At 73.9% G+C, this 22,041-nt stretch carries 16 protein-coding genes and 2 pseudogenes; 14 read left to right on the forward strand and 4 right to left on the reverse strand.

The window, feature by feature from the left end; genetic code table 11:
* Positions 1–201: 201 nt before the first annotated feature.
* The 5 genes and pseudogenes from SMD11_RS22555 (at position 202) to SMD11_RS22575 (ending at position 6,783) form a co-directional block, all read left to right on the forward strand.
* The gene (locus tag SMD11_RS22555) at positions 202–972 is read left to right on the forward strand and encodes a hypothetical protein (RefSeq protein ID WP_087928163.1); all 771 of its coding nucleotides are present in this window, start codon (positions 202–204) and stop codon (positions 970–972) included.
* A gap of 93 nt (positions 973–1,065) precedes the next feature.
* The gene (locus tag SMD11_RS22560; protein ID WP_087928164.1) at positions 1,066–1,911 is read left to right on the forward strand and encodes a DegV family protein; all 846 of its coding nucleotides are present in this window, start codon (positions 1,066–1,068) and stop codon (positions 1,909–1,911) included.
* Positions 1,912–2,009: 98 nt separating this feature from the next.
* Positions 2,010–2,884 (forward strand): annotated as a pseudogene (locus SMD11_RS22565) (helix-hairpin-helix domain-containing protein).
* 641 nt (positions 2,885–3,525) lie between these two features.
* Positions 3,526–5,939: pseudogene (locus tag SMD11_RS22570) on the forward strand (ComEC/Rec2 family competence protein).
* Positions 5,940–5,991: 52 nt separating this feature from the next.
* Positions 5,992–6,783, forward strand: a complete 792-nt coding sequence (locus SMD11_RS22575) for an arylamine N-acetyltransferase family protein (protein ID WP_087928165.1) — start codon at positions 5,992–5,994, stop codon at positions 6,781–6,783.
* Between the two features lie 183 nt (positions 6,784–6,966).
* On the opposite strand, the gene SMD11_RS22580 is transcribed toward SMD11_RS22575, so the two are convergent.
* Entirely contained in the window at positions 6,967–7,194 is a 228-nt protein-coding gene (locus SMD11_RS22580; RefSeq protein WP_087930675.1) for a hypothetical protein, read from the reverse strand.
* Between the two features lie 143 nt (positions 7,195–7,337).
* Between SMD11_RS22580 and holA the strand changes: the two genes are divergently transcribed.
* A complete protein-coding gene (gene holA, locus SMD11_RS22585; protein WP_199843930.1) occupies positions 7,338–8,324 on the forward strand; it encodes a DNA polymerase III subunit delta in 987 nt (328 codons plus the stop codon).
* 307 nt (positions 8,325–8,631) lie between these two features.
* Here holA and rpsT read toward each other — a convergent pair whose 3' ends face one another.
* Entirely contained in the window at positions 8,632–8,898 is a 267-nt protein-coding gene (rpsT, locus tag SMD11_RS22590; RefSeq protein WP_087928167.1) for a 30S ribosomal protein S20, read from the reverse strand.
* A gap of 207 nt (positions 8,899–9,105) precedes the next feature.
* Between rpsT and lepA the strand changes: the two genes are divergently transcribed.
* The 3 genes from lepA (at position 9,106) to hemW (ending at position 14,489) form a co-directional block, all read left to right on the forward strand.
* The gene (gene lepA, locus SMD11_RS22595) at positions 9,106–10,968 is read left to right on the forward strand and encodes a translation elongation factor 4 (protein ID WP_087928168.1); all 1,863 of its coding nucleotides are present in this window, start codon (positions 9,106–9,108) and stop codon (positions 10,966–10,968) included.
* Between the two features lie 284 nt (positions 10,969–11,252).
* The gene (locus tag SMD11_RS22600; RefSeq protein ID WP_087928169.1) at positions 11,253–13,142 is read left to right on the forward strand and encodes an AMP-dependent synthetase/ligase; all 1,890 of its coding nucleotides are present in this window, start codon (positions 11,253–11,255) and stop codon (positions 13,140–13,142) included.
* Between the two features lie 114 nt (positions 13,143–13,256).
* The gene (hemW, locus tag SMD11_RS22605) at positions 13,257–14,489 is read left to right on the forward strand and encodes a radical SAM family heme chaperone HemW (RefSeq protein ID WP_087928170.1); all 1,233 of its coding nucleotides are present in this window, start codon (positions 13,257–13,259) and stop codon (positions 14,487–14,489) included.
* 260 nt (positions 14,490–14,749) lie between these two features.
* Here hemW and SMD11_RS22610 read toward each other — a convergent pair whose 3' ends face one another.
* Positions 14,750–15,580, reverse strand: coding sequence for a DUF3097 domain-containing protein (locus SMD11_RS22610; RefSeq protein WP_087928171.1), 831 nt, complete (start codon positions 15,578–15,580; stop codon positions 14,750–14,752).
* A 118-nt stretch (positions 15,581–15,698) separates the two neighbouring features.
* Positions 15,699–16,430: an MBL fold metallo-hydrolase gene (locus tag SMD11_RS22615; RefSeq protein WP_087928172.1), complete on the reverse strand. Its 732-nt coding sequence runs from the start codon at positions 16,428–16,430 to the stop codon at positions 15,699–15,701.
* Between the two features lie 194 nt (positions 16,431–16,624).
* Here SMD11_RS22615 and hrcA point away from each other — a divergent pair, with 194 nt between their 5' ends.
* The 5 genes from hrcA to SMD11_RS22640 all read left to right on the forward strand — a co-directional run bounded on the left by hrcA (position 16,625) and on the right by SMD11_RS22640 (position 21,871).
* Positions 16,625–17,641: a heat-inducible transcriptional repressor HrcA gene (gene hrcA / locus SMD11_RS22620; protein WP_087928173.1), complete on the forward strand. Its 1,017-nt coding sequence runs from the start codon at positions 16,625–16,627 to the stop codon at positions 17,639–17,641.
* Entirely contained in the window at positions 17,642–18,781 is a 1,140-nt protein-coding gene (gene dnaJ / locus SMD11_RS22625) for a molecular chaperone DnaJ (RefSeq protein WP_087928174.1), read from the forward strand.
* A gap of 206 nt (positions 18,782–18,987) precedes the next feature.
* Positions 18,988–20,187, forward strand: coding sequence for a nitronate monooxygenase (locus SMD11_RS22630; protein WP_087928175.1), 1,200 nt, complete (start codon positions 18,988–18,990; stop codon positions 20,185–20,187).
* Positions 20,184–20,936, forward strand: a complete 753-nt coding sequence (locus SMD11_RS22635) for a 16S rRNA (uracil(1498)-N(3))-methyltransferase (protein ID WP_087928176.1) — start codon at positions 20,184–20,186, stop codon at positions 20,934–20,936. Before SMD11_RS22630 ends, SMD11_RS22635 begins: the two co-directional genes overlap by 4 nt.
* A gap of 110 nt (positions 20,937–21,046) precedes the next feature.
* The gene (locus SMD11_RS22640) at positions 21,047–21,871 is read left to right on the forward strand and encodes a helix-turn-helix transcriptional regulator (protein WP_087928177.1); all 825 of its coding nucleotides are present in this window, start codon (positions 21,047–21,049) and stop codon (positions 21,869–21,871) included.
* Positions 21,872–22,041: the final 170 nt, after the last annotated feature.

Here is a 22,041-nt window from a genome sequence, read left to right on the forward strand (position 1 = left end):
CCGCGCCGGTCCCGCCTGACGGAGGCGTGGGACGGCCGCGCCCCACGGGGTGAGGGTTTGTCCCTACGGGCAGGTTGGGGGTTCCGCTGGAACCCCCGGCCTGCCCTTTCCGTTTACGGTGGAGAGGTACGCACGACCCCCGTCGGCCCGGGCGAACCCGCCGCATCCCGCCGAACCCCGCCGAATCGCTGAGGAGCGTTCATGGAAGCCGTGGCCGTGATCGTCGCGCTGATCTTCGCGGTCCTCGTGGCACTCGGCGTGATCGCCACGGTCAAGACCGTGCGCGCGGTCAAGCGCGGGGTCGACCGGACCGTCACGCAGGCCCGCCGGACCGTCGAGGACACCCGCCTGAAGGCGAGACAGTACGTCCAGCCCGGCGCGGCCGGTGAGGTCGCCCAGCTGCGCCTCTCGCTCCGCACGTCGATGCGCGCCACCCAGGAGGCGCTGCGCCTGGCCGCCCCCGAGGACGCCTCGCTCTCCGAGGCGCTCCAGCTCTTCGAGCGGCTCAGCGCCCACGGCCACGAGCTCGACGAGGAGCTGCGGCGCCTGGAGGCCGAGCCGGACCGGGAGCGGATCGCCGCCTGCCTGCCCGAGCTGCGCGAGCGCACGGAGCGCGTCCGGGAGTCGGCCGATTCCCTGCGGTGGGCGGCCCAGGACCGCGCCCGGCGCTTCGCCGAGGACGACCTGGAGGCGCTGAGCGGCCAGATCCGGATGGAGGCGGGGGCGCTGCGGCACTGGACGGTGGAGGAGCCGGAGGGCACGGCCCCGGCGGCCGGCCGGCCGGAGTCCGCCTCTTCCGGTCCGGCCGCGGGCCCCGCCGCCGACCGGGGCGCCGACCGCGCCGCCCGTCCGGAGACCGGGCCCGCGGCCGAGCAGGCGGCCGGCGAGCGTCCCGCGATCACCGGCGGCGCCGAGGCGTGGCAGCCCGGCTACTCCTGGCAGAAGGCCCGCCGCCCCGAGAGCACTACCTGACGGCACCGCCCGCTGTCCGGCCGTCCGGCCGGATGATCACGCGTACGGGGCCCGTACTGCCGTCGGAGCGCCCCGGCGGGTAACCTCCGGAACATGTCCCGCCACGTCGCTGTCGTCACCGATTCCACGGCCTATCTGCCGCAGCAGGCGATGCGGAGACACGGCATCACCGCCGTGCCGCTGACGGTCGTCCTGGGCGACGAGGCGCTGGAGGAGGGCACCGAGATCTCCGCCCGGTGCGTCGCGCAGGCCCTCCAGAAGCGCAGGCCGGTGACCACGTCGCGGCCCGCCCCCGAGGTCTTCGCGGCCACGTACCGCGCGGCGGCCGAGGCGGGCGCCGAGGGCATCGTCTCCCTGCACCTCTCCTCCGAGTTCTCCGGCACGTACGACGCGGCGGTCCTCGCGGCGCGCGAGGCCCCCGTGCCGGTGCGCGTCGTGGACACCGGGATGGTCGCCATGGCCCTGGGGTTCTGCGCGCTGGCCGCCGCGGAGACGGTGGAGGCGGGCGGCACGCTCGACGAGGCCGTCGCCGCCGCCGAGAAGCGGGCGCAGGGCACCGCGGCGTTCTTCTACGTCGACACGCTCGACTACCTGCGGCGCGGCGGCCGCATCGGCGCGGCGCAGGCGCTCCTGGGCTCGGCGCTCGCCGTCAAGCCGCTGCTCCAGCTCGACGGCGGCCGCATCGAGCTGCGCGAGAAGGTCCGCACGGCGTCCAAGGCCATCGCTCGCCTGGAGGAGATCGCGGTCGAACGGGCCGCCGCCGCGCCCGTCGACATCGCCGTCCACCACCTGGCGGCGCCCGAGCGGGCGGCGCTCCTCGCGGAGCGGCTTCGGGAGCGGGTGCCGGGGCTGGTGGAGCTGCACGTCAGCGAGGTGGGGGCGGTCATCGGGGCGCACACGGGGCCGGGGCTGCTGGGCGTGGTGATCGCACCGCGGTAGGCCCCGTTCGGGTGGCGTGGTTATCCCCAACTCCCGGGTTTTCCACGGTTTTCGGGGCGCTTGAGCGGGGATGCGGGAACGCGCCTACGGTCGTCGTCATGACCGATCGCCTCGCGACTGATCACTTCGACGGACCGGCGCCTGTGCCCGCCCTCTCCGGCGGCTCGCCGCGTGAACGCGCGGCGACGCTGTTCCCGGGGGTGCCCGCGCCCGTGCGCGACGGCCCGAGCCCGCCGGGCGGCGACGCGTACGGCCCCGATCCGGGCCGGGGCAGGGCCGGTTGGCGGTCGGCGCTGGGGGAGCGGCTGCCGCTGTGGGTGCGGCTGCGGTGCGGCATCGAACCGCGGACGCTGGCCGCACTGACGGTCGTGCTGGTCGCGGCGTGCGCGTTCGCCGTCCACCACTTCTGGGCGGGCCGCCCCGAGCCCGTACGCCCGCCGGACCGGCGGCTGCCGGCGGTGCCGGCGGCGGGGGCGGCTTCCGCGGATCCGACGGGCGCGCCGACGGCGGCTCGTACGGACGGGCCGTCCCGGAGCGCGGGCCTGGTCGTGGACGTGGCGGGCAAGGTGCTGCGGCCGGGGCTCCAGCGCCTGCCCACGGGGTCGCGGGTCGCGGACGCGCTGGAGGCGGCCGGGGGAGCCCGGCCGGGGACGGACACGACGGGTCTCAACCGGGCGCGGGTCCTCACCGACGGCGAACAGATCGTGGTGGGCGCCTCCCCGCCCGTTCCCCACCACCGGGCGGCCCGGCCCCACCCGGCGCACCGGGTACGCCTCCCGCCGGGCCGATCAGCCTCAACACCGCCACGGCCGAGCAGTTGGACGCCCTCCCGGGCGTCGGCCCGGTCCTCGCCCGGCACATCCTCGACTACCGCGCCCAGCACGGCGGCTTCCGCTCGGTCGACGACCTCCGTCACGTCAACGGCATCGGCACCCGCCGCCTCACCGACCTCCGCCCCTTGGTACGACCGTGAGACGGCCGGTCGGAGGAACCTCGCGGCGGCCTGGGGGCGCGCCACGGCCGTCCCGGTCCGGTGGGACAGGGCGCGTCCGCCGGGTGCGGGTGGCGTCCGGCGGGGCGGCCGGGGCTGCGGGTCCGGACGGGGGTGAGGCGCGTCGCCCGGCGCGCGGGGGAGAGGAGGCCGAGGTGCTCGCCGCCCGGTGGAGGCGGGCACGCTCCCTCACCGGGCCGGCCGGTGGGGCCGGGCAGGCGCTGGGCGCTCGGTCGGTGGCGGGTGCGGGGCCGGTGGGTTCCGGTGCGGGGGTGGTCGGCGCGGGCGAGGGGCGGACGGCTCCGGCGGAGGGAAGGCAGGTGCTCGATTCGCGGCCGGCGGCGGACGCGGGGGCTAAGGGTTGGGCTACGGGTCCTCGCGCCGGGGTGGTCGGCGAGGGGCGAGCGGCCGTGGGGGAAGGTGGGCGACAACGCGGTTTCCCGCCGGTGGCGGGCGTGGATCCGGTGGGTCCCGGTGCCGGGGCCGCCGGTGAGGAGGAGGGGCGGGCAGCTGCGGGGGAGGGCGGGCAGGGGGTCGATCCGCGGTCGGCGGCGGAGGAGCCGGTGGGTGCCCGCGCCGGGGTGGTCGACGAGGACGAAGGGCGCGTAGCGGCCCCGGCCGGGGTGCCGCCGGTCGATCTTCGGCTGGCGGTGCCCGCCGCCGCGGCGTGGGCGGCCGCCGCCTGGGCGCTGACGGCGGGTGAGCGGATCGTCCTCACCCTGGCGGCGGTGGCCGTGGTCGGGGCCTGCGGGCTGGTCCTCCGGGCGTGGTGGAGCAGGCGGCCGGTGGAAGGGGCGTCGCCGGCCGGGTCCGGTCGGGCCGGTGCGGCCGTCGCGCTGGCCGCCGTGCTGCTGTGTGCCGTGGCCGGGGCGGTGGCCGGCACGCTGCGGGCCGCCGACACCCGTCGCGGCCCCCTCCCCGAGCTGGCGCGGCAGTACGGGGAGGCCACCGTCGACCTCACGGTGACCGCCGACCCCCGGGCCGCCCGCCCCCACGTCCGAGGCGCGGCGCGCGCCGCGCCCGCCGCCCTGGTCGAGGCGGAGGCCACCCGCGTGGTCACCTCACGGGGCGCGGCCCGCGTCCGCACCCCCGTCCTGGTGATCGCGGATCCGTCCTGGCTGGGGCTGCTCCCTCCACCCGGGTCCGGGTGGAGGGAAGGCTCGCCCCGCCCTCCCGCGAGGGCGACCGCGCCGCCGCCGTCGTACGGGCCGCGGGCCAGGGACCGCCCCGGATCGTCGAGCGGCCCACCACGCTCCAGCGCGCCGCCGGCCGGCTCCGCGCGGGACTGCGGGCGGCCACGGACGGTCTGGACCCGGACGCGCGGGCGCTCCTCCCCGGACTGGTCGTCGGCGACACCTCCCGTGTCCCGCCGGACCTCGAAGACGCCTTCCGGGCCACGGATCTGACGCACCTGCTGGCCGTGTCCGGCAGCAACCTCGCGATCCTCATCGCCGTGCTGATCGGCCCGCCCCACCTCGCGGGGCGTGCCGAGCGCCGCGGCCTGGCCGCCCGGCTGGGCATCCCGCTGCGGCTGACGGCACTGCTGGGCGCGGGGCTCGCGCTGGGGTTCGTGGTCGTGTGCCGCCCGGAGCCGAGCGTGCTGCGGGCCGCCGCGTGCGGGCTCGTCACGCTGCTGGCCCTCGGCACCGGCCGGCGCCGCAGCCTGCTCCCGGCGCTCGCGGCGGCCGTCCTCCTGCTCGTGCTCTACGACCCCTGGCTCGCGCGCTCCTACGGCTTCCTGCTGTCCGTCCTGGCCACCGGCGCCCTGCTGACCCTCGCTCCCCGCTGGAGCGCGGCCCTGCGCCGCCGCGGGGTCCCGCCCAGGCTCGCGGAGGGGCTCGCCGCCGCGGCGGCCGCGCAGGCCGTGTGCGCCCCCGTGATCGTCGTGATCGCGGCGCGGGTGAGCCTGGTGGCCGTGCCGTGCAACCTCCTCGCCGAGGCGGCCGTGGCCCCCGCCACCGTGCTCGGCTTCGCCGCGCTCGCCGCCGCCCCGCTCGCCCCGCCCGTCGCGGAGGCCCTCGCCTGGCTCGCCGGCTGGCCCACGTCCTGGACGGCGGCCGTGGCCCGCACCGGAGCCGGCCTGCCCGGGGCCGAGCTGGAATGGCCGGGCGGCACACCGGGCGCCCTCCTCCTGGCCGCGACGCTCGCCGCGGCCGGGCTCGCCGCCCGGAGGATCCTCCGCCGCCCATGGGTGTGCGCCGCCTGCGCCCTGCTCCTGCTGGTCGCGCTCGTCCGCCCGGCGCCGCTGACGAGGGCGGTCACCGGCTGGCCGCCGCCCGGCTGGAGGCTCGCCGTGTGCGCGGTGGGCCAGGGCGACGCGCTGGCACTGGCCGCGGGCGACGGCGCCGCCGTGGTCGTGGACACCGGCCCCGACCCGCGCGCCGTCGACGGGTGCCTGCGCGCCCTGGGCGTCGACCGCGTACCGCTCCTGATCCTCAGTCACTACCACGCGGACCACGTCGACGGACTGCCCGGCGTCCTCCGGGGCCGTGCCGTCGGGGCCATCGAGGCGACGCCGTACGCCCGGCCGCCGGGCCAGGCCGCGTTCGTACGCCGTCTGGCGGAGCGGGCCGGTATCCCGGTCGTGGAATCCGTGCCGGGGGAGCGGCGGAGCCTCGGCGAGCTGTCCTGGGAGGTGCTGTGGCCCCCGCCGGTGGGAACCCCCTCCGTGGCCGAGGACGGGCCCAACGACGCCAGCCTGACCCTCCTCGTCCGCACCGCCGGCCTCACCCTCCTGCTCCCCGGCGACCTCGAACCGCCCGCGCAGCGCGCCCTGCTGGAGGCTCACCCCGCACTGCCCCCGGTGGACGTGCTCAAGGTCGCCCACCACGGCTCCTCCCACCAGGATCCCGACCTGATACGGAAGCTCCGGCCGCGGCTGGCTGTTGTTCCGGTCGGTGCCGGAAATCCGTACGGGCACCCGTCGCCGCGCACGGTCGACGCGCTCAGGTCCGGGGGCGCGGCCGTCCTGCGCACCGACACCGACGGGGCCGTCGCCGTGACCGGGGACGGCACGGCCTTCCCGGACCGTCCGTGATCCCGGCCTCAGTCGCTGTGCCCCGGCCACCGGAGAGAGGGATAACTGATCCATGACCAACACCAAGATCGATGTTGCTGCCTATCTGCGCCGTATCGACGCCGACCGCCCGGCCGCGCCCGACGAGGCCGCCCTGCGCGAGCTCCAGCTCCGTCATCTGCGCGCCGTGCCGTTCGAGAACCTGTCCATCCACCTCGGAGAGGAGATCGTGCTGGACGGCGAGGCCCTCGTCCGGAAGATCGTCGAGCGCGGGCGGGGCGGCTTCTGCTACGAACTCAACGGCGCCTTCGCCACGCTGCTGACCGCCCTCGGCTTCCGGGTGACGCTGCTCGCCGGGCGGGTGATGGGGCCGACGGGTGAGTTCGGGGTGCCGTTCGACCATCTGGCGCTGCGGGTCGACACGCCGGAGCCCTGGCTGGTGGACGTCGGCTTCGGCCAGAACAGCCACCACCCGCTCCGCTTCGACGAGCGGGGTGACCAGGCCGACCCCGGCGGCGTCTTCCGGATCGCCGAGACGGCGGACGGCGACCTGGAGGTGTTCCGCGACGGCAAGGTGCAGTACCGGCTGGAGCAGCGCCCGAGGGAGCTGTCCGACTTCGTGAGCGGCTGCTGGTGGAACAGCACGTCACCGAAGTCCTTCTTCACCCAGTCCCTGATCTGTTCCCGCCTCACACCGTCCGGCCGCGTCACCCTCAGCGGCCGGACGTTCGTGACCACCGACGCGACGGGCCGTCAGGAGCGGCGGCTGAACGGCGAGGAGGTCCTGCCCGCGTACCGGACGCACTTCGGCATCGAGCTGGGCGGCGAACCGGAGGTACGGGCGCAGGGCGGCGCGGCGGCCTGACGACCCGGCCCTGTGACCTCCGGTCGGGCGGTGCCGAAGCCGGGCCCGACCGGGGCAGGGGCAGGGGCAGGGGCCGGACCGGTGCGGGGCGCGCAGGGCCGCGGTGGGCCCGGGGCCCTGCGCCCGGCTCACCGGCCCCGGCAGCCTGCTCCGGTCAGGCGTGGCAACCGCCCGCCCGCCGGTTCACTCCGACTCCAGCCAGCCCTCGTACTCCTCGGCCAGCTCGCGCAGCGCCTCCGGGTCCAGGGTGCCGCGCGGGTCCTCGACGACCACCAGCCACTGCGCGTCCTCGGCGTCGTCCTCACCGGCGAGGGCCTCGCGCACGATCTGGGGTGTCTCCTCCAGCGGGAAGCGCTGCCCGGCCTCCTCGGCCACCTCGTCGGCGGCGTCGCGGTCGGGGAGCACCAGCAGGTGCCGTACGGCGTCGGCGGCGTCGAAGGCCGGGGACGGGGAGGAAGCGGGGTAAGGGGAAGCGCTGCTCACCCGATCATTGTGCGATACGCGCGCACGGACGCGCGGCGGGAGTGTCAGCGGGGCGTGGGATGCTGGACGCGATGGCCAGGAAGACTGCAAACGACGACCTACTCGCCCCCGTCACGCTCGCCGTGGGACAGGAGGATCTCCTGCTCGACCGCGCGGTGCGGGAGGTGGTCAAGGCCGCCCGCGCCGCCGACGCCGACACCGATGTGCGCGACCTCAGCTCCGACGCGCTCCAGCCCGGCACGCTCGCCGAGCTGACCAGCCCGTCGCTCTTCGCGGAGCGCAAGGTCGTGATCGTGCGCAACGCCCACGACCTGTCCGCCGACACGATCAAGGACGTCAAGGCCTATCTCGGCGCGCCCGCCGAGGAGATCACTCTCGTCCTGCTGCACGCCGGCGGTGCCAAGGGCAAGGGCCTGCTGGACGCCGCCCGCAAGGCGGGGGCCCGGGAGGTCGCCTGCCCGAAGATGACCAAGCCGGCCGACCGCCTGGCGTTCGTCCGCTCGGAGTTCCGGGCGACCGGCCGCTCCGCGACCCCGGAGGCCTGCCAGGCCCTGGTCGACGCCATCGGCAGCGATCTGCGGGAGCTGGCCAGCGCCTGCACCCAGCTCGTCGCCGACGTCGAGGGCACGATCGACGAGTCCGTCGTCGCCCGCTACTACACGGGCCGCGCCGAGGCCTCCAGCTTCACCGTCGCCGACCGGGCCGTGGAGGGCCGGGCCGCCGAGGCGCTGGAGGCGCTGCGCTGGTCGATGTCCACGGGCGTCGCCCCCGTGCTGATCACCAGTGCCCTCGCCCAGGCCGTCCGCGCCATCGGGAAGCTCGCCTCCGCCCCGCGCGGCGCCCGCCCCGGCGACCTCGCCCGTGACCTCGGGATGCCGCCCTGGAAGATCGACCGGGTGCGGCAGCAGATGCGCGGCTGGTCGGCGGACGGCGTCGCGACGGCGCTGCGGGCCGTGGCCCAGGCGGACGCGGGGGTGAAGGGCGGCGGGGACGACCCGGAGTACGCCCTGGAGAAGGCGGTCGTCGCGGTGGCGCGGGCGGCACGCAGCCGAGGCTGAGGGGGAGCCACCCGGTCGGCCCCTTCCCACGCGCCCGTAGAAACGCCGGGCGGGCTGAGGCATCAGCCCGCCCGGCGTTTCCACGGATCGGAAGCCCCGAAAGTCTTGGAGCCCCGGAAAGGCCCGAAGGCCCGGTGCCGCCCTGGGGAAGGGCAGGCACCGGGCCTTCGGATCGTTCAGCGAGCCCCGGAGGGCTCATGCCGCGCCCGCGTGGCGAACGACCGGGGGCGGCGGGGTGCCGGCGCGGAGCGGTAGAGGGGCCGCTGGATCCGTGCCGACGGGGTGGGGCTCATGCCCCGGTGAGGCTTCAGGCCTTGAGAGCGGCAGCCTGCTTGGCCAGCGCCGACTTCTTGTTGGCGGCGGCGTTCTTGTGCAGGACACCCTTGCTGGCGGCCTTGTCGAGCTTCTTGCCGGCCGCGGCGACGGCGGCGGTGGCCTTCTCGACGTCGCCGGCGAGCAGGGCCTCGCGGGCAGCGCGCACAGCGGTCTTGACCGAGGACTTGACGGCCTTGTTACGCAGGCGCGCCTTCTCGTTGGTCTTGTTCCGCTTGATCTGGGACTTGATGTTCGCCACGAAAAGAGCCTTTACAGGTTCGTTGGATTTCGATGAGTGCCCCGTACGACAGAAGGCGTACAAAGCACAGTGGACCAGGTTACCAGCAGGCGCTCCGGCCTCCCAAACCGGACCGAGGCCGCTACTCATGGGACGATGGGGTGACGTATCACCCGCGACTCCCGACGAGACCGCGTTCAAACGCCGAAGTCACCGAATGGACCTTGCGTGCCCGCGACCCCTACCCATGTGCCGGAGCCGAGCCGTACCGACCCGGCTCTCATCCGTAACTTCTGCATCATCGCGCACATCGACCATGGCAAGTCGACGCTCGCCGACCGGATGCTCCAGCTGACCGGTGTGGTCGACTCGCGGCAGATGCGTGCGCAGTACCTCGACCGGATGGACATCGAGCGTGAGCGCGGCATCACGATCAAGTCCCAGGCGGTCCGGCTGCCCTGGGCACCCACCGAGGACAAGGGCAACACCCACATCCTCAACATGATCGACACCCCGGGCCACGTCGACTTCACCTACGAGGTCTCCCGCTCCCTCGCCGCGTGCGAGGGCTGCATCCTCCTGGTGGACGCCGCCCAGGGCATCGAGGCCCAGACCCTCGCCAACCTGTACCTGGCGATGGAGAACGACCTCACGATCATCCCGGTCCTCAACAAGATCGACCTGCCGGCCGCGCAGCCCGAGAAGTTCGCCGCCGAGCTGGCGCACCTGATCGGCTGCGACCCCTCCGACGTGCTCAAGGTCTCCGCGAAGACCGGCGTCGGCGTGGACGCGCTGCTCGACAAGGTCATCGCCGAGGTCCCGGCCCCGGTCGGCGTCAAGGACGCGCCCGCCCGCGCGATGATCTTCGACTCGGTCTACGACTCCTACCGCGGCGTGGTCACCTACGTCCGAGTCGTCGACGGCGAGCTGAAGAAGCGCGAGCGCATCAAGATGATGTCGACCGGCGCCACGCACGAGCTGCTGGAGATCGGCGTCTCCTCGCCCGAGATGACGCCCTCCGACGGCCTCGGCGTCGGCGAGGTGGGCTACATCATCACCGGTGTGAAGGACGTCCGGCAGTCCAAGGTCGGTGACACGATCACCTCCCAGCAGAACGGCGCCACCGAGGCCCTGGGCGGCTACAAGGACCCCAAGCCGATGGTGTTCTCCGGCCTCTACCCGCTGGACGGCTCGGACTACCCGGAGCTCCGCGAGGCCCTGGACAAGCTCCAGCTCAACGACGCCGCGCTGGTCTACGAGCCGGAGACCTCGGCGGCGCTCGGCTTCGGCTTCCGCGTCGGCTTCCTCGGCCTGCTCCACCTGGACGTGATCCGCGAGCGCCTGGAGCGCGAGTTCGGTCTCGACCTGATCGCCACCGCGCCCAACGTGGTCTACCGGGTCAAGATGGAGGACGGCGCCGAGCACACCGTCACCAACCCGAGCGAGTTCCCCGAGGGGAAGATCGCGGAGGTGCACGAGCCGGTCGTCAAGGCCACCGTGCTCGCGCCGAACGAGTTCGTCGGCGCGATCATGGAGCTCTGCCAGTCCCGCCGCGGCTCGCTGCTGGGCATGGACTACCTCTCCGAGGACCGTGTCGAGCTGCGCTACACCCTCCCGCTCGCCGAGATCGTCTTCGACTTCTTCGACCAGCTGAAGTCCAAGACCCGCGGCTACGCCTCGCTGGACTACGAGCCCACCGGCGAGCAGCAGGCCAGCCTGGTCAAGGTCGACATCCTGCTGCACGGCGACAAGGTCGACGCCTTCTCCGCGATCACGCACAAGGACAAGGCGTACGCGTACGGCGTGCGGCTCGTCGCCAAGCTGCGCGAGCTCATCCCGCGGCAGAACTTCGAGGTGCCGATCCAGGCCGCCATCGGCTCGCGGGTCATCGCCCGTGAGACCGTCCGCGCCATCCGCAAGGACGTCCTCGCCAAGTGCTACGGCGGTGACATCTCGCGTAAGCGCAAGCTGCTGGAGAAGCAGAAGGAGGGCAAGAAGCGGATGAAGATGGTCGGAAACGTCGAGGTTCCGCAGGAGGCCTTCATCGCGGTCCTGTCCTCGGACAGCGAAGGCGGCGAGAAGAAGAAGTAGCCGGAGCCGCCGAGAGGCGGCAGCCGGAGCCGGCCTCGGCCCGGAACGCGGCGCCCGTCCCCTTCACCAGGGGGCGGGCGCTTCGCGTACCGGTCCGTACGCGCTGCGTGCGCGCTCCGGGGGCCCGCCTCCGGCCGGAAACCTGCACTCCACAGCTATCTCCCGGTCACAGCTTCGACAAGCCTTTGAAAGGCTCTTACGCGGGGGCCCTGTGCGTTCTACTCTGATCACTGCTTGCAGGTTACTCGTGAGTCACCAGTAGGAAATCGGACCGGAGGGACGCCGTGACCGAGACACAGGCTTTGATCGAGAACCGGCCGCCCTCGGTGGCGTCGATCTTTCTCGAACGCGTCGAGCTGACACCCGACGCGGAGGCCTACCGCTACCCGGTGCCCGCGGCTTCCGGCAAGGGGCCCGACGACTGGGCCTCGCTCACCTGGCGCCAGTCCGCCGACCGCGTCTTCGCGATCGCCGCCGGCCTGATCGACCTCGGGGTGCGGCCGGAGGAGCGGATCTCCCTCGCCGCCTCCACCCGGATCGAGTGGATCCTCGCGGACTTCGGCGTGCTCTGCTGCGGCGGCGCCACCACCACGATCTACCCCAGCACCAACTCCGACGAGACGGCCTTCATCCTCTCCGACTCCGAGAGCCGGGTGCTGATCGCCGAGGACGCCACCCAGCTGGCCAAGGCCCGTGAGCACCGCGCCGAGCTGCCCGAGCTCGCCCACGTCGTCGTGCTGGAGGAGGCGGACGCCGTCCCCGCCCCCGGCGACCCCGAGGGCTGGGTGCTCTCGCTCGCCGAGCTGGAGCGGCGCGGCGCCGAGCGTCTCAAGGCAGACCCGGACGCCGTCACGGACCGGATCGGCGCCCTGCGCTCCGACCAGCTCGCCACCCTCATCTACACCTCGGGCACCACCGGCCGCCCCAAGGGCGTCCTGCTGCCCCACGACGCCTGGTCCTACATGGCCCGCGCCATCCTGGCGTCCGGGCTGGTCCTCTCCACCGACGTGCAGTACCTGTGGCTGCCCCTGGCCCACGTCTTCGGCAAGGTGCTCACCGTCAGCCACCTCAGCACCGGGCACATCACGGCCGTCGACGGCCGGGTCGACAAGATCATAGAAAATCTCCCGGTCGTCCGGCCCACCTACATGGCCGCCGTCCCACGCATCTTCGAGAAGGTCTACAACGGCGTCGCGGCCAAGGCCCGCGAGGCCGGCGGGGCCAAGCTCAAGATCTTCCAGTGGGCGGCCGAGGTGGCCCGCGAGTACGCCAAGGTCTCCCAGGACAACTACCACCGCACCGGCAGCCGCACCGCGCCGTTCGGGCTGTCCGCCAAGCACAAGGTCGCCGACGCGCTCGTCTACTCCAAGATCCGCGATGCCTTCGGCGGGCAGCTGCGCGCCTGTGTCTCCGGCGCCTCCGCCCTCGCCCCCGACATCGGCTACTTCTTCTCCGGCGCGGGCATCCACATCCTGGAGGGCTACGGCCTCACCGAGACCAGCGCCGCCAGCTTCGTCAACCCCGGCGAGGCGTACCGCACCGGCACCGTCGGCAAGCCGCTGCCCGGCACCGAGGTGCGGATCGCGGACGACGGCGAGGTCCTGCTGCGCGGCCCCGCGATCATGACCGGGTACCACGGCCTGCCCGAGAAGACCACGGAGGTCCTGGAGCCCGACGGCTGGTTCCACACCGGCGACATCGGCGAGCTCTCCGCCGACGGCTATCTGCGCATCACCGACCGCAAGAAGGACCTGATCAAGACCTCGGGCGGCAAGTACGTCGCACCCGCCGAGGTCGAGGGCCAGTTCAAGGTCGTCTGCCCGTTCGTCTCCAACGTCCTCGTGCACGGCGCCGACCGCAATTACTGCACCGCCCTCATCGCCCTGGACGAGCCCACGCTCATGACCTGGGCCGAGGAGCGGGGCATGGGCGGGAAGAGCTACGCCGAGGTGGTCGCCGCCCCGGAGACCGTGGAGCTCATCGACGGCTATGTGAAGCAGGTCAACGACGGCCTCCAGCGCTGGCAGACGATCAAGAAGTTCCGGCTGCTCCCGCGCGACCTGGACGTCGAGCACGGCGAGCTCACGCCCAGCCTCAAGCTCAAGCGGCCGGTCGTCGAGCGGCTCTACAAGGACCTGATCGAGGAGATGTACTCGGGCACCCGGGAGAGCTGAGCGGGCCCGGGCGGAGCCGCCCGGGAGGGCCGGGAGGTCCGGGCACGGAGGCGCCCGGAGCCGCCCGGTCCGGTCGGCGCCGGGCGACTCCGCCCGATGCCGGACAATGGACCCATGCCTTCCGTACTGCCTGACGGCGAACCCATGCCCGAGGACGGGGCGCTGCCCCTCCACGCCCTGCGGGGCGCCGGGCAGCGGCCCCTCGGGTTCTACCTGCACGTGCCGTACTGCGCGACACGCTGCGGGTACTGCGACTTCAACACCTACACCGCGAGTGAGCTGCGCGGTTCCGGCGGCGCCCTCGCGTCCCGGGACAACTACGCGGAGACGGTCGCCGAGGAGATCCGCCTCGCGCGGAAGGTCCTGGGCGACGACCCGCGCCCGGTGGAGACCGTCTTCGTCGGCGGCGGCACGCCCACCCTGCTGCCCGCCGCCGACCTCGTACGGATGCTGGCCGCGATCCGCGACGAGTTCGGCCTCGCCGACGGCGCGGAGATCACCACCGAGGCCAACCCCGAGTCCGTGGACCCGGCCTACCTGGCCGAGCTGCGGGCGGGCGGCTTCAACCGGATCTCCTTCGGCATGCAGAGCGCCCGGCAGCACGTCCTGAAGATCCTCGACCGTACGCACACCCCGGGCCGCCCGGAGGCCTGCGTCGCCGAGGCACGGGCCGCCGGCTTCGAGCACGTCAACCTCGACCTGATCTACGGCACGCCGGGCGAGACGGACGACGACTGGCGGGCCTCCCTGGCCGCCGCGATCGGCGCGGGCCCCGACCACGTCTCCGCCTACGCGCTGATCGTCGAGGAGGGCACCCAGCTCGCCCGCCGCATCCGCCGCGGCGAGGTCCCCATGACCGACGACGACGTCCACGCCGACCGCTACCTCATCGCCGAGGAGATGCTCACCGCCGCCGGCTTCGGCTGGTACGAGGTCTCCAACTGGGCGACCACCGAGGCCGGCCGCTGCCGCCACAACGAGCTCTACTGGCGCGGCGCGGACTGGTGGGGCGCGGGCCCCGGGGCGCACTCCCACGTCGGGGGCGTGCGGTGGTGGAACGTCAAGCACCCCGGGGCGTACGCCCAGGCCCTGTCCGAGGGCCGCTCCCCGGGCGCGGGCCGCGAGGTCCTGCCGGACGAGGACCGGAGGGTGGAGCGGATTCTGCTGGAGCTGCGGCTGATCGACGGGTGCCCGTTGTCGCTGCTGCGGCCGGCCGGGGCGGCGGCTGCCGCGCGGGCGCTGGCGGACGGGCTGCTCCAGCCGGGGCCGTATGAGGCCGGCCGGGCCGTCCTGACGCTCCAGGGGCGGTTGCTGGCGGACGCGGTGGTCAGGGACCTGGTGGATTAGGCGGTTTCTTTCCCCACCCCGCCCCTTCCCGCTGCATCCGATGTGCGGCTCCGCCGCGTGCGGGGCTCCGCCCCGGACCCCGGTCCTCAAACGCCGGACGGGCTGAATTGTCGCCCGGAACCGGGCAAATTCAGCCCGGCTGGGGGCACCTCCCAGCGGTAGCCGGGGGAGTGTGAGGCCACCGCGCGTCAGCGCGGCCGGGGGGCCCGGGGGCTTGCCCCCGGTTCAGGAAGGGGCGGGTAGGGGACAAAGCCCCCCGCTCACCCCACCGGCACCGTCACGAAGTCGATCAACTCCTCCACCCGCCCCAGCAACGCCGGCTCCAGATCCTTGTAAGACCCCACCGCCGACAGGATCCGCTGCCACGCGGCCCCCGTGTTCGACGGCCACCCCAGCGCCGCGCACACCCCCGTCTTCCAGTCCTCGCCCCGCGGCACCCGGGGCCACTCCGGGATGCCCACCGACGACGGCTTCACCGCTTCCCACACATCGATGTAGGGGTGCCCCACCACCAGCACGTGCTCCCCGGTCACCTCCGCCGCGATCCGTGACTCCTTCGAGCCCGGTACGAGGTGGTCGACCAGGACGCCGAGGCGGGCGTCCGGGCCGGGGGAGAAGGAGCGGACGACGGCGGGCAGGTCGTCGACGCCCTCCAGGTACTCGACGACCACGCCCTCGATGCGCAGGTCGTCGCCCCAGACCCGCTCCACGAGCTCCGCGTCGTGCCGTCCCTCTACGTAGATGCGCCCGGCGCGCGCGACACGCGCACGCGCCCCCGGTACGGCGAGCGAACCGGACGCCGTCCGCACAGGTCCTTGGGGCGCCCGCGCGGCGGTGGGGCGTACGAGCGTGACGACACGCCCCTCCAGCAGGAAGCCGCGCGGCTCCAGCGGGAAGACCCGGTGCTTGCCGAAGCGGTCCTCCAGGGTCACCGTGAGGCCCTGGGCCGTCTTCTCGCAGCGGATCACCGCTCCGCAGAAGCCCGTGGACACCTCCTCGACGACCAGGCCGGGATCCGCCGGCACCTCGGGCGCGGGCTGCTGACGCTTCCACGGAGGGGTGAGGTCCGGTCCGTATTGTCTGCTGCGCATGGGTGCCATTCTGCGGGGTGAACCGGGCGGACGGGATCTTGCTGCGCGCCCCGCCCTCCTTCAGGTGAGCCGGGCGGGTCGCACGCCACCGCACACGACGTACGCCCCGCCCCTCCCGTCACGACACGCCGAACCGCTCCGCCAGCGCGTCCCGTTGCGCGCGGACGAACCGGGCGTCCACGACGGCCCCGTGCCCCGGCACGTAGACCGCGTCCTCGCCGCCCAGCGCCAGCAGCCGGTCCAGGGCGGCCGGCCACTGGCGGGGCAGCGCGTCCGGCCCGGCCTGCGGTTCGCCGGACTCCTCGACCAGGTCGCCGCAGAAGACGACCTCGGGCGCCCCGCCCGCGCCCGCGACGAAGACGGCCAGGTCGTGCGCCGTGTGTCCCGGGCCGATGTTGGCCAGCAGCACCTGCCGGCCGCCGCCCAGGTCGAGGGTGAGCTCGCCGGAGACCTGGTGGTGGGGGCGTACGAGCAGCTCGGCGGCGCCCGCCGCGGCCTCCGGCTCCACGCCGTGCCGCACCGCGTCCCGGCGGAGCTCCTCGCGCTCACGCTCCAGCAGATCGGCGAGCCCCACCGCCCCGTACACCTCGGCCCCGGAGAACGCGGCCGTCCCGAAGACATGATCGAAATGGGGGTGGGTCAGAGCGATATGCGTCACTGCGCGCCCGAAGATCTCGCGCACGTCCCGGCGCACCTCGGCGCCCTCCAGGACGGTCGCGCCGGTGTCCACGAGCAGCATGCCGTCCGCCCCCGCGACCACGCCGATCGTCGCGTCCCACCCGGGCATTCTGCGGCGCGCGACCCCTGGCGCGAGCCTCTCCCAACGCGCGGTCGCCTCATCGCTCTCCATACCCGGACGCTATCCGGAGCGCGGTACGGTTGCCCGCCCGGCGGGCATACGGCAGGTGTGCGGCGGGCGCCCGGCGGAGACGGCTCTTGCCCTGGCCGTGGTGGACGGCCGTACACTGGCTGGAGGTATCTGGCACTCGTGACCATTGAGTGCCAGGGACAGAATCCGTAGGACGGCTGGACTGGAGGTGCGCGGTGCTGAGCGAACGCAGGCTCGAGGTGTTGCGCGCCATCGTCCAGGACTATGTGGGCACCGAGGAGCCCGTGGGCTCCAAGGCCCTCACCGAGCGGCACCGCCTGGGCGTCTCCCCGGCGACGGTGCGCAACGACATGGCCGCGCTGGAGGACGAGGGCTTCATCGCCCAGCCCCACACGAGCGCGGGCCGCATCCCGACCGACAAGGGCTACCGCCTCTTCGTCGACAAACTGGCGGGCGTCAAGCCCCTGTCGACGCCGGAGCGGCGGGCCATTCACAACTTCCTCGACGGCGCCGTCGATCTCGACGATGTCGTGGGCCGCACGGTGCGGCTGCTCGCGCAGCTGACCCGGCAGGTGGCGGTGGTGCAGTATCCGTCGCTGACCCGCTCGACGGTGCGCCATGTGGAGCTGCTCTCGCTCGCTCCCGCCCGCGTCATGCTCGTACTGATCACGGACACCGGCCGGGTCGAGCAGCGCATGGTCGACTGCCCGGCGCCGATCGGCGAGACGTCTCTCGCGGACCTGCGGGCGCGGCTGAACAGCCGCGTCGTCGGACGGCGGTTCGCGGATGTGCCGCAGCTGGTGCAGGACCTCACCGAGTCCTTCGAGCAGGAAGATCGCGGAACCGTTTCCACAGTCCTCGCGACCCTGCTGGAGACCCTGGTCGAGGAGACCGAGGAACGGCTGATGATCGGCGGCACCGCCAATCTCACCCGCTTCGGCCATGACTTCCCCCTGATGATCCGGCCCGTGCTGGAGGCGTTGGAGGAGCAGGTCGTGCTGCTCAAGCTGCTCGGCGAGGCCAAGGACTCGGGCATGACGGTGCGAATCGGTCATGAGAACGCTCATGAGGGACTGAACTCCACATCGGTCGTCGCCGTCGGCTACGGTTCGGGCGACGAGGCAGTCGCCAAACTCGGCGTGGTCGGACCGACCCGCATGGACTACCCCGGAACGATGGGAGCGGTACGCGCAGTGGCACGTTACGTCGGACAGATCCTGGCGGAGTCGTAAGTGGCCACGGATTACTACGCGGTCCTGGGCGTACGGCGCGATGCCTCGCAGGACGAGATCAAGAAGGCCTTCCGCCGGCTCGCCCGTGAGCTGCACCCGGACGTCAATCCGGACCCGAAGACCCAGGAGCGGTTCAAGGAGATCAACGCCGCTTACGAGGTGCTCTCGGACCCGCAGAAGAAGCAGGTCTACGACCTCGGCGGCGACCCGCTCTCGGCCTCCGGCGGCGCCGGCGGCGGGGCCGGTGGCTTCGGCGCGGGCTTCGGCAACTTCTCCGACATCATGGACGCCTTCTTCGGCCAGGCCTCGCAGCGCGGACCGCGCTCGCGCACCCGCCGCGGCCAGGACGCCATGATCCGCCTGGAGATCAGCCTCAACGACGCGACGTTCGGGACGACCAAGGAGATCCAGGTCGACACCGCCGTCGTCTGCACCACGTGCAGCGGCGAGGGCGCGGCCCCCGGCACCTCCGCGCAGACCTGTGACATGTGCCGCGGCCGCGGTGAGGTCTCGCAGGTCACCCGCTCCTTCCTCGGCCAGGTCATGACCTCCCGGCCGTGCCCGCAGTGCCAGGGCTTCGGCACCGTGGTGCCGACCCCGTGCCCGGAGTGCGCCGGCGACGGCCGCGTCCGCTCGCGCCGCACCCTGACGGTCAAGATCCCCGCCGGTGTCGACAACGGCACCCGCATCCAGCTCGCGGGCGAGGGCGAGGTCGGCCCCGGCGGCGGCCCCGCCGGCGATCTCTACGTCGAGATCCACGAGACCCCGCACCCCACCTTCCAGCGGCGCGGCGACGACCTGCACTGCACGGTCACCATCCCGATGACGGCCGCGGCCCTCGGCACCAAGGTGCCGCTGGAGACCCTGGACGGCGTCGAGGAGATCGACATCCGCCCGGGCACCCAGTCCGGCCAGTCGATCCCGCTGCACCAGCGCGGCGTCACGCACCTGCGCGGCGGCGGGCGCGGTGACCTCATCGTGCACGTCGAGGTGATCACCCCCAGCAAGCTGGACCCGCAGCAGGAGGACCTGCTGCGCCAGCTCGCGAAGCTGCGCGGCGAGGAGCGCCCGATGGGCGAGTTCAAGCCGGGGCAGCAGGGCCTGTTCTCGCGTCTGAAGGACGCGTTCAACGGCCGCTAGGCGGTAGTGGGTGACGTCGTCCCGACGTCCCCGTGAGGTTCAGGCGACCGGGCTCCGGCCCGGTCCCACGTCCGGCCCCGGTCCGGCAGGTCTCCTGCCGGACCGGGGCCGGCGCGTTCCCCGGCTCCCGCCGGGGCGGCGGGTTTCCCCAGGTCTCCTTCCCGGCCGGGGTCGGCGTGCCCGGCCAGGCGTGACACGATGTGGTCATGGCCTTTGAATCCAGGGGAGCCACCGCGCTGACCGGTCTGTACCGGCACCCGATCGTGCAGGCCCCCATGGCCGGCGGCCCCTCCTGCCCGGCGCTCGCGGCGGCCGTCTCCGAGGCCGGCGGCCTCGGCAGCCTGGCGGCCGGCTACAAGACCCCCGCGGCGATGTACGAGGAGATCAAGCAGCTCCGGGCCCGTACCGCCGCCCCCTTCGGCGTGAACCTCTTCATGCCGCACACCCCCGCCGCCGACCCGGCCGCCGTGGAGGTCTACGCCGAGCAGCTGGCCGGCGAGGCCGCCTGGTACGGCACGCCCCTCGGCGACACCGATCTGCCGTGCGACGACGCCTACGACGCCAAGCTGGCGATCCTCCTCGACGATCCCGTGCCCCTGGTCTCCTTCACCTTCGGCTGCCCGGACCGGGCGGTGGTCGAGTCGCTGGCCCGCGTCGGCACGGTGACGGTCGTGACCGTCACCTCCGTCGCCGAGGCGCGCGCCGCGCACGCGGCGGGCGCCGACGCCCTGTGCGTCCAGGGCACGGAGGCCGGCGGCCACCAGGGCACCCACCGCGACGACCCGCGCCTGGACGGCACCGGCGCGGGCGTCGGCCTGCTGACCCTGCTGGCCGAGATCGGCGAGTCCGTGGACCTCCCCATGATCGCCGCGGGCGGTCTGATGCGGGGTGCCCAGATCGCGGCCGTACTCGCGGCGGGCGCCGTCGCGGCGCAGCTCGGCACGGCCTTCGTGCCCTGCCCCGAGTCGGGCGCGCACGCCCTGCACAAGCGCGCCCTGACCGACCCCGAACCGGTCTTCACCGGCACCGAACTGACCCGCGCCTTCTCGGGCCGCCCGGCCCGTGGCCTGGTGAACCGTTTCCTCCGGGAGCACGGCCCGTACGCCCCCGCGGCGTACCCTCAGGTCCACTACCTCACCTCCGGCCTGCGCAAGGCGGCCGCGGCGGCGGGCGACCCGCAGGGGATGAACCTCTGGGCGGGCCAGGGCCACCGGCTGTCCCGGGAACTCCCGGCGGCGCGGCTGGTGGAGGTGCTCGCCGCCGAACTGGAGGCGGCGCGCGGGCCGTCGGCCCGGGGCGAGGAGTCCGGAACCGGAGGGTACGGGGTCGCCGGGTCCGGAACCGGAGGGTACGGGGTCGCCGGGCAGGGCGGGCAGAGCAGTGCGAAGCGAGGGAGCGAGTCATGACAGCGCCGGTGTTCCTGGTCGAGGAGGGTGCCCTCACGGGCGTCTTCCCCGGTACCGTCTTCCCGCTCTCCGGCCCCGAGGGCCGGCACGCCGTGTCGGTCCGCCGGCTGCGCGTCGGCGAGGAGATCGTCCTGACGGACGGCGAGGGCACGGGCGCGTTCGGCACCGTGGCCGCGGTCGAGGGCAAGGACCGGCTGGACGTCGCGGTGACCTCCGTCCGCGCCGAGCCGCTGCCGGAGCCGCACATCACGGTCGTCCAGGCGCTGCCGAAGGGCGACCGCGGTGAGCTCGCGGTGGAGACGATGACGGAGACGGGCGTCGACGCGATCGTCCCGTGGGCGGCGTCGCGCTGCATCACGCAGTGGAAGGGCGAGCGGGCGGCCAAGTCGCTGGGCAAGTGGCGGGCGACGGCCCGTGAGGCGGGCAAGCAGTCGCGGAGACTGAGGTTCCCGCCGGTCTCCGAGCAATTGACGACCAAGCAGGTCGCCACGCTGCTGGCGGACGCCGCGTTCGCCGCCGTCCTGCACGAGGAGGGCTCCAGCGCCCCGCTCGCCACGGCGGAGCTTCCCGCGACGGGGAACATCGTCCTCGTCGTCGGCCCCGAGGGCGGCGTCTCGCCCGAGGAGCTCGCGGCCTTCGCGGAGGCGGGCGCGAAGCCGTACCGCCTGGGCCCGAGCGTCCTGCGGACCTCGACGGCGGGCACGGCGGCGACGGCGCTGCTGCTGGGCCGGACGGGCCGCTGGTCGTAGGGACGCCGCCGGCCGGGCCGCGCCCCCTGGTGGGGCGGCGTACGCGGCAGGAAGCCGTGGGCCTGGCCACATAGGGGCTCCGGACCGCCGTTTCTGGGGATGGACTGTTCATGTCGCACCTTCGTTCCCGGGACTACGAGCGCATGCTCGACCTCGCCGTCGCCGTACTCGAAAGCCACGAGCCCGAAGCGCTCCAGCACCTGGTGGCGGCGCACCTGCTCGAAACCTTCGGCTGCGGCACGGTGATCCTCGCGAAATTCGACGTGACGAGCCCGGTGGGCAGGGGCAGCGGGGCCGACGGCTGGGCACCCACGTCGATCGGCCCCGCCGTGGACGCCCTCGTCCTGCGCCGGGCGCGCCAGCGGCACCCCCTGGTCGGCTACCTCGCCGCGGGCGGGCGCCGGCCGGTGACCATGGACCGGATCTGCGACGGCTGGCGCAACACCCGCTGCTACAGCGAGGCCCGTCACGACTTCGGTACGACGCGTCAGCTGGGCATCCCCCTTCCGGGCGATGGAACCGTGATGCGTGCGGTGTCCCTGGGGCGCAAGGGGCGGGACTTCAGTGCGCGGGAGCTCGCCTTCGCGGCACGGATCCAGCCGCTGCTGCTGGGCGCGGAGAACCACATCCAGGAACTGGGACGGCTGCGGCGGGCGGCGGCGCAGGGTGGCGGGGGTGGGAGCGGGGGCGTCCGAGAGGCGGTCGTCGGTGGCGTCGGCGGCTTGGCACCCGCCGCCGAGCACGGCCTGACGCCCCGTGAGCGGACGGTCCTGGGCCTGGTCGCCCAGGGTCTGACGGCGGAGGTGATCGGCCGCCGCCTCACGATCTCGCCGCACACGGTCAACCGCCATCTGGAGAAGATCTACCGCAAGCTCGGCACGAACAACCGGGTGTCGACGGTGGTGCAGGCGAGACGGGTGGGGCTGGTGCCGTAGCAGCGGGGGCGGAGCGTCCGGGGCGTCCGCGTGGTTCGGAGCCGGGCACTCCGGATGGGCAGTTCTTCCTATGGCGGCCGGACGGCGGTCCCCCTGATGCTGGAAGAAGAGGCAGGGCGCCGGCGCCGACCACGGGGGAGTGGGCGTCGGCGCCCCTCCCTTTTCCCGCC

The organism is Streptomyces albireticuli (assembly GCF_002192455.1).
GTDB classification, from domain to species: Bacteria; Actinomycetota; Actinomycetes; order Streptomycetales; family Streptomycetaceae; genus Streptomyces; species Streptomyces albireticuli_B.

Bases quoted from the DNA above. Each gene is read 5' to 3' on its own strand.
- SMD11_RS22560 (WP_087928164.1), top strand. From the start codon at position 1,066: ATGTCCCGCCACGTCGCTGTCGTCACCGATTCCACGGCCTATCTGCCG.
- hemW (WP_087928170.1), top strand. From the start codon at position 13,257: ATGCCTTCCGTACTGCCTGACGGCGAACCCATGCCCGAGGACGGGGCG.
- SMD11_RS22615 (WP_087928172.1), bottom strand. From the start codon at position 16,430: ATGGAGAGCGATGAGGCGACCGCGCGTTGGGAGAGGCTCGCGCCAGGG.
- SMD11_RS22610 (WP_087928171.1), bottom strand. From the start codon at position 15,580: ATGCGCAGCAGACAATACGGACCGGACCTCACCCCTCCGTGGAAGCGT.
- SMD11_RS22635 (WP_087928176.1), top strand. From the start codon at position 20,184: ATGACAGCGCCGGTGTTCCTGGTCGAGGAGGGTGCCCTCACGGGCGTC.
- SMD11_RS22555 (WP_087928163.1), top strand. From the start codon at position 202: ATGGAAGCCGTGGCCGTGATCGTCGCGCTGATCTTCGCGGTCCTCGTG.
- holA (WP_199843930.1), top strand. From the start codon at position 7,338: ATGGCCAGGAAGACTGCAAACGACGACCTACTCGCCCCCGTCACGCTC.
- SMD11_RS22575 (WP_087928165.1), top strand. From the start codon at position 5,992: ATGACCAACACCAAGATCGATGTTGCTGCCTATCTGCGCCGTATCGAC.
- SMD11_RS22630 (WP_087928175.1), top strand. From the start codon at position 18,988: ATGGCCTTTGAATCCAGGGGAGCCACCGCGCTGACCGGTCTGTACCGG.
- SMD11_RS22640 (WP_087928177.1), top strand. From the start codon at position 21,047: ATGTCGCACCTTCGTTCCCGGGACTACGAGCGCATGCTCGACCTCGCC.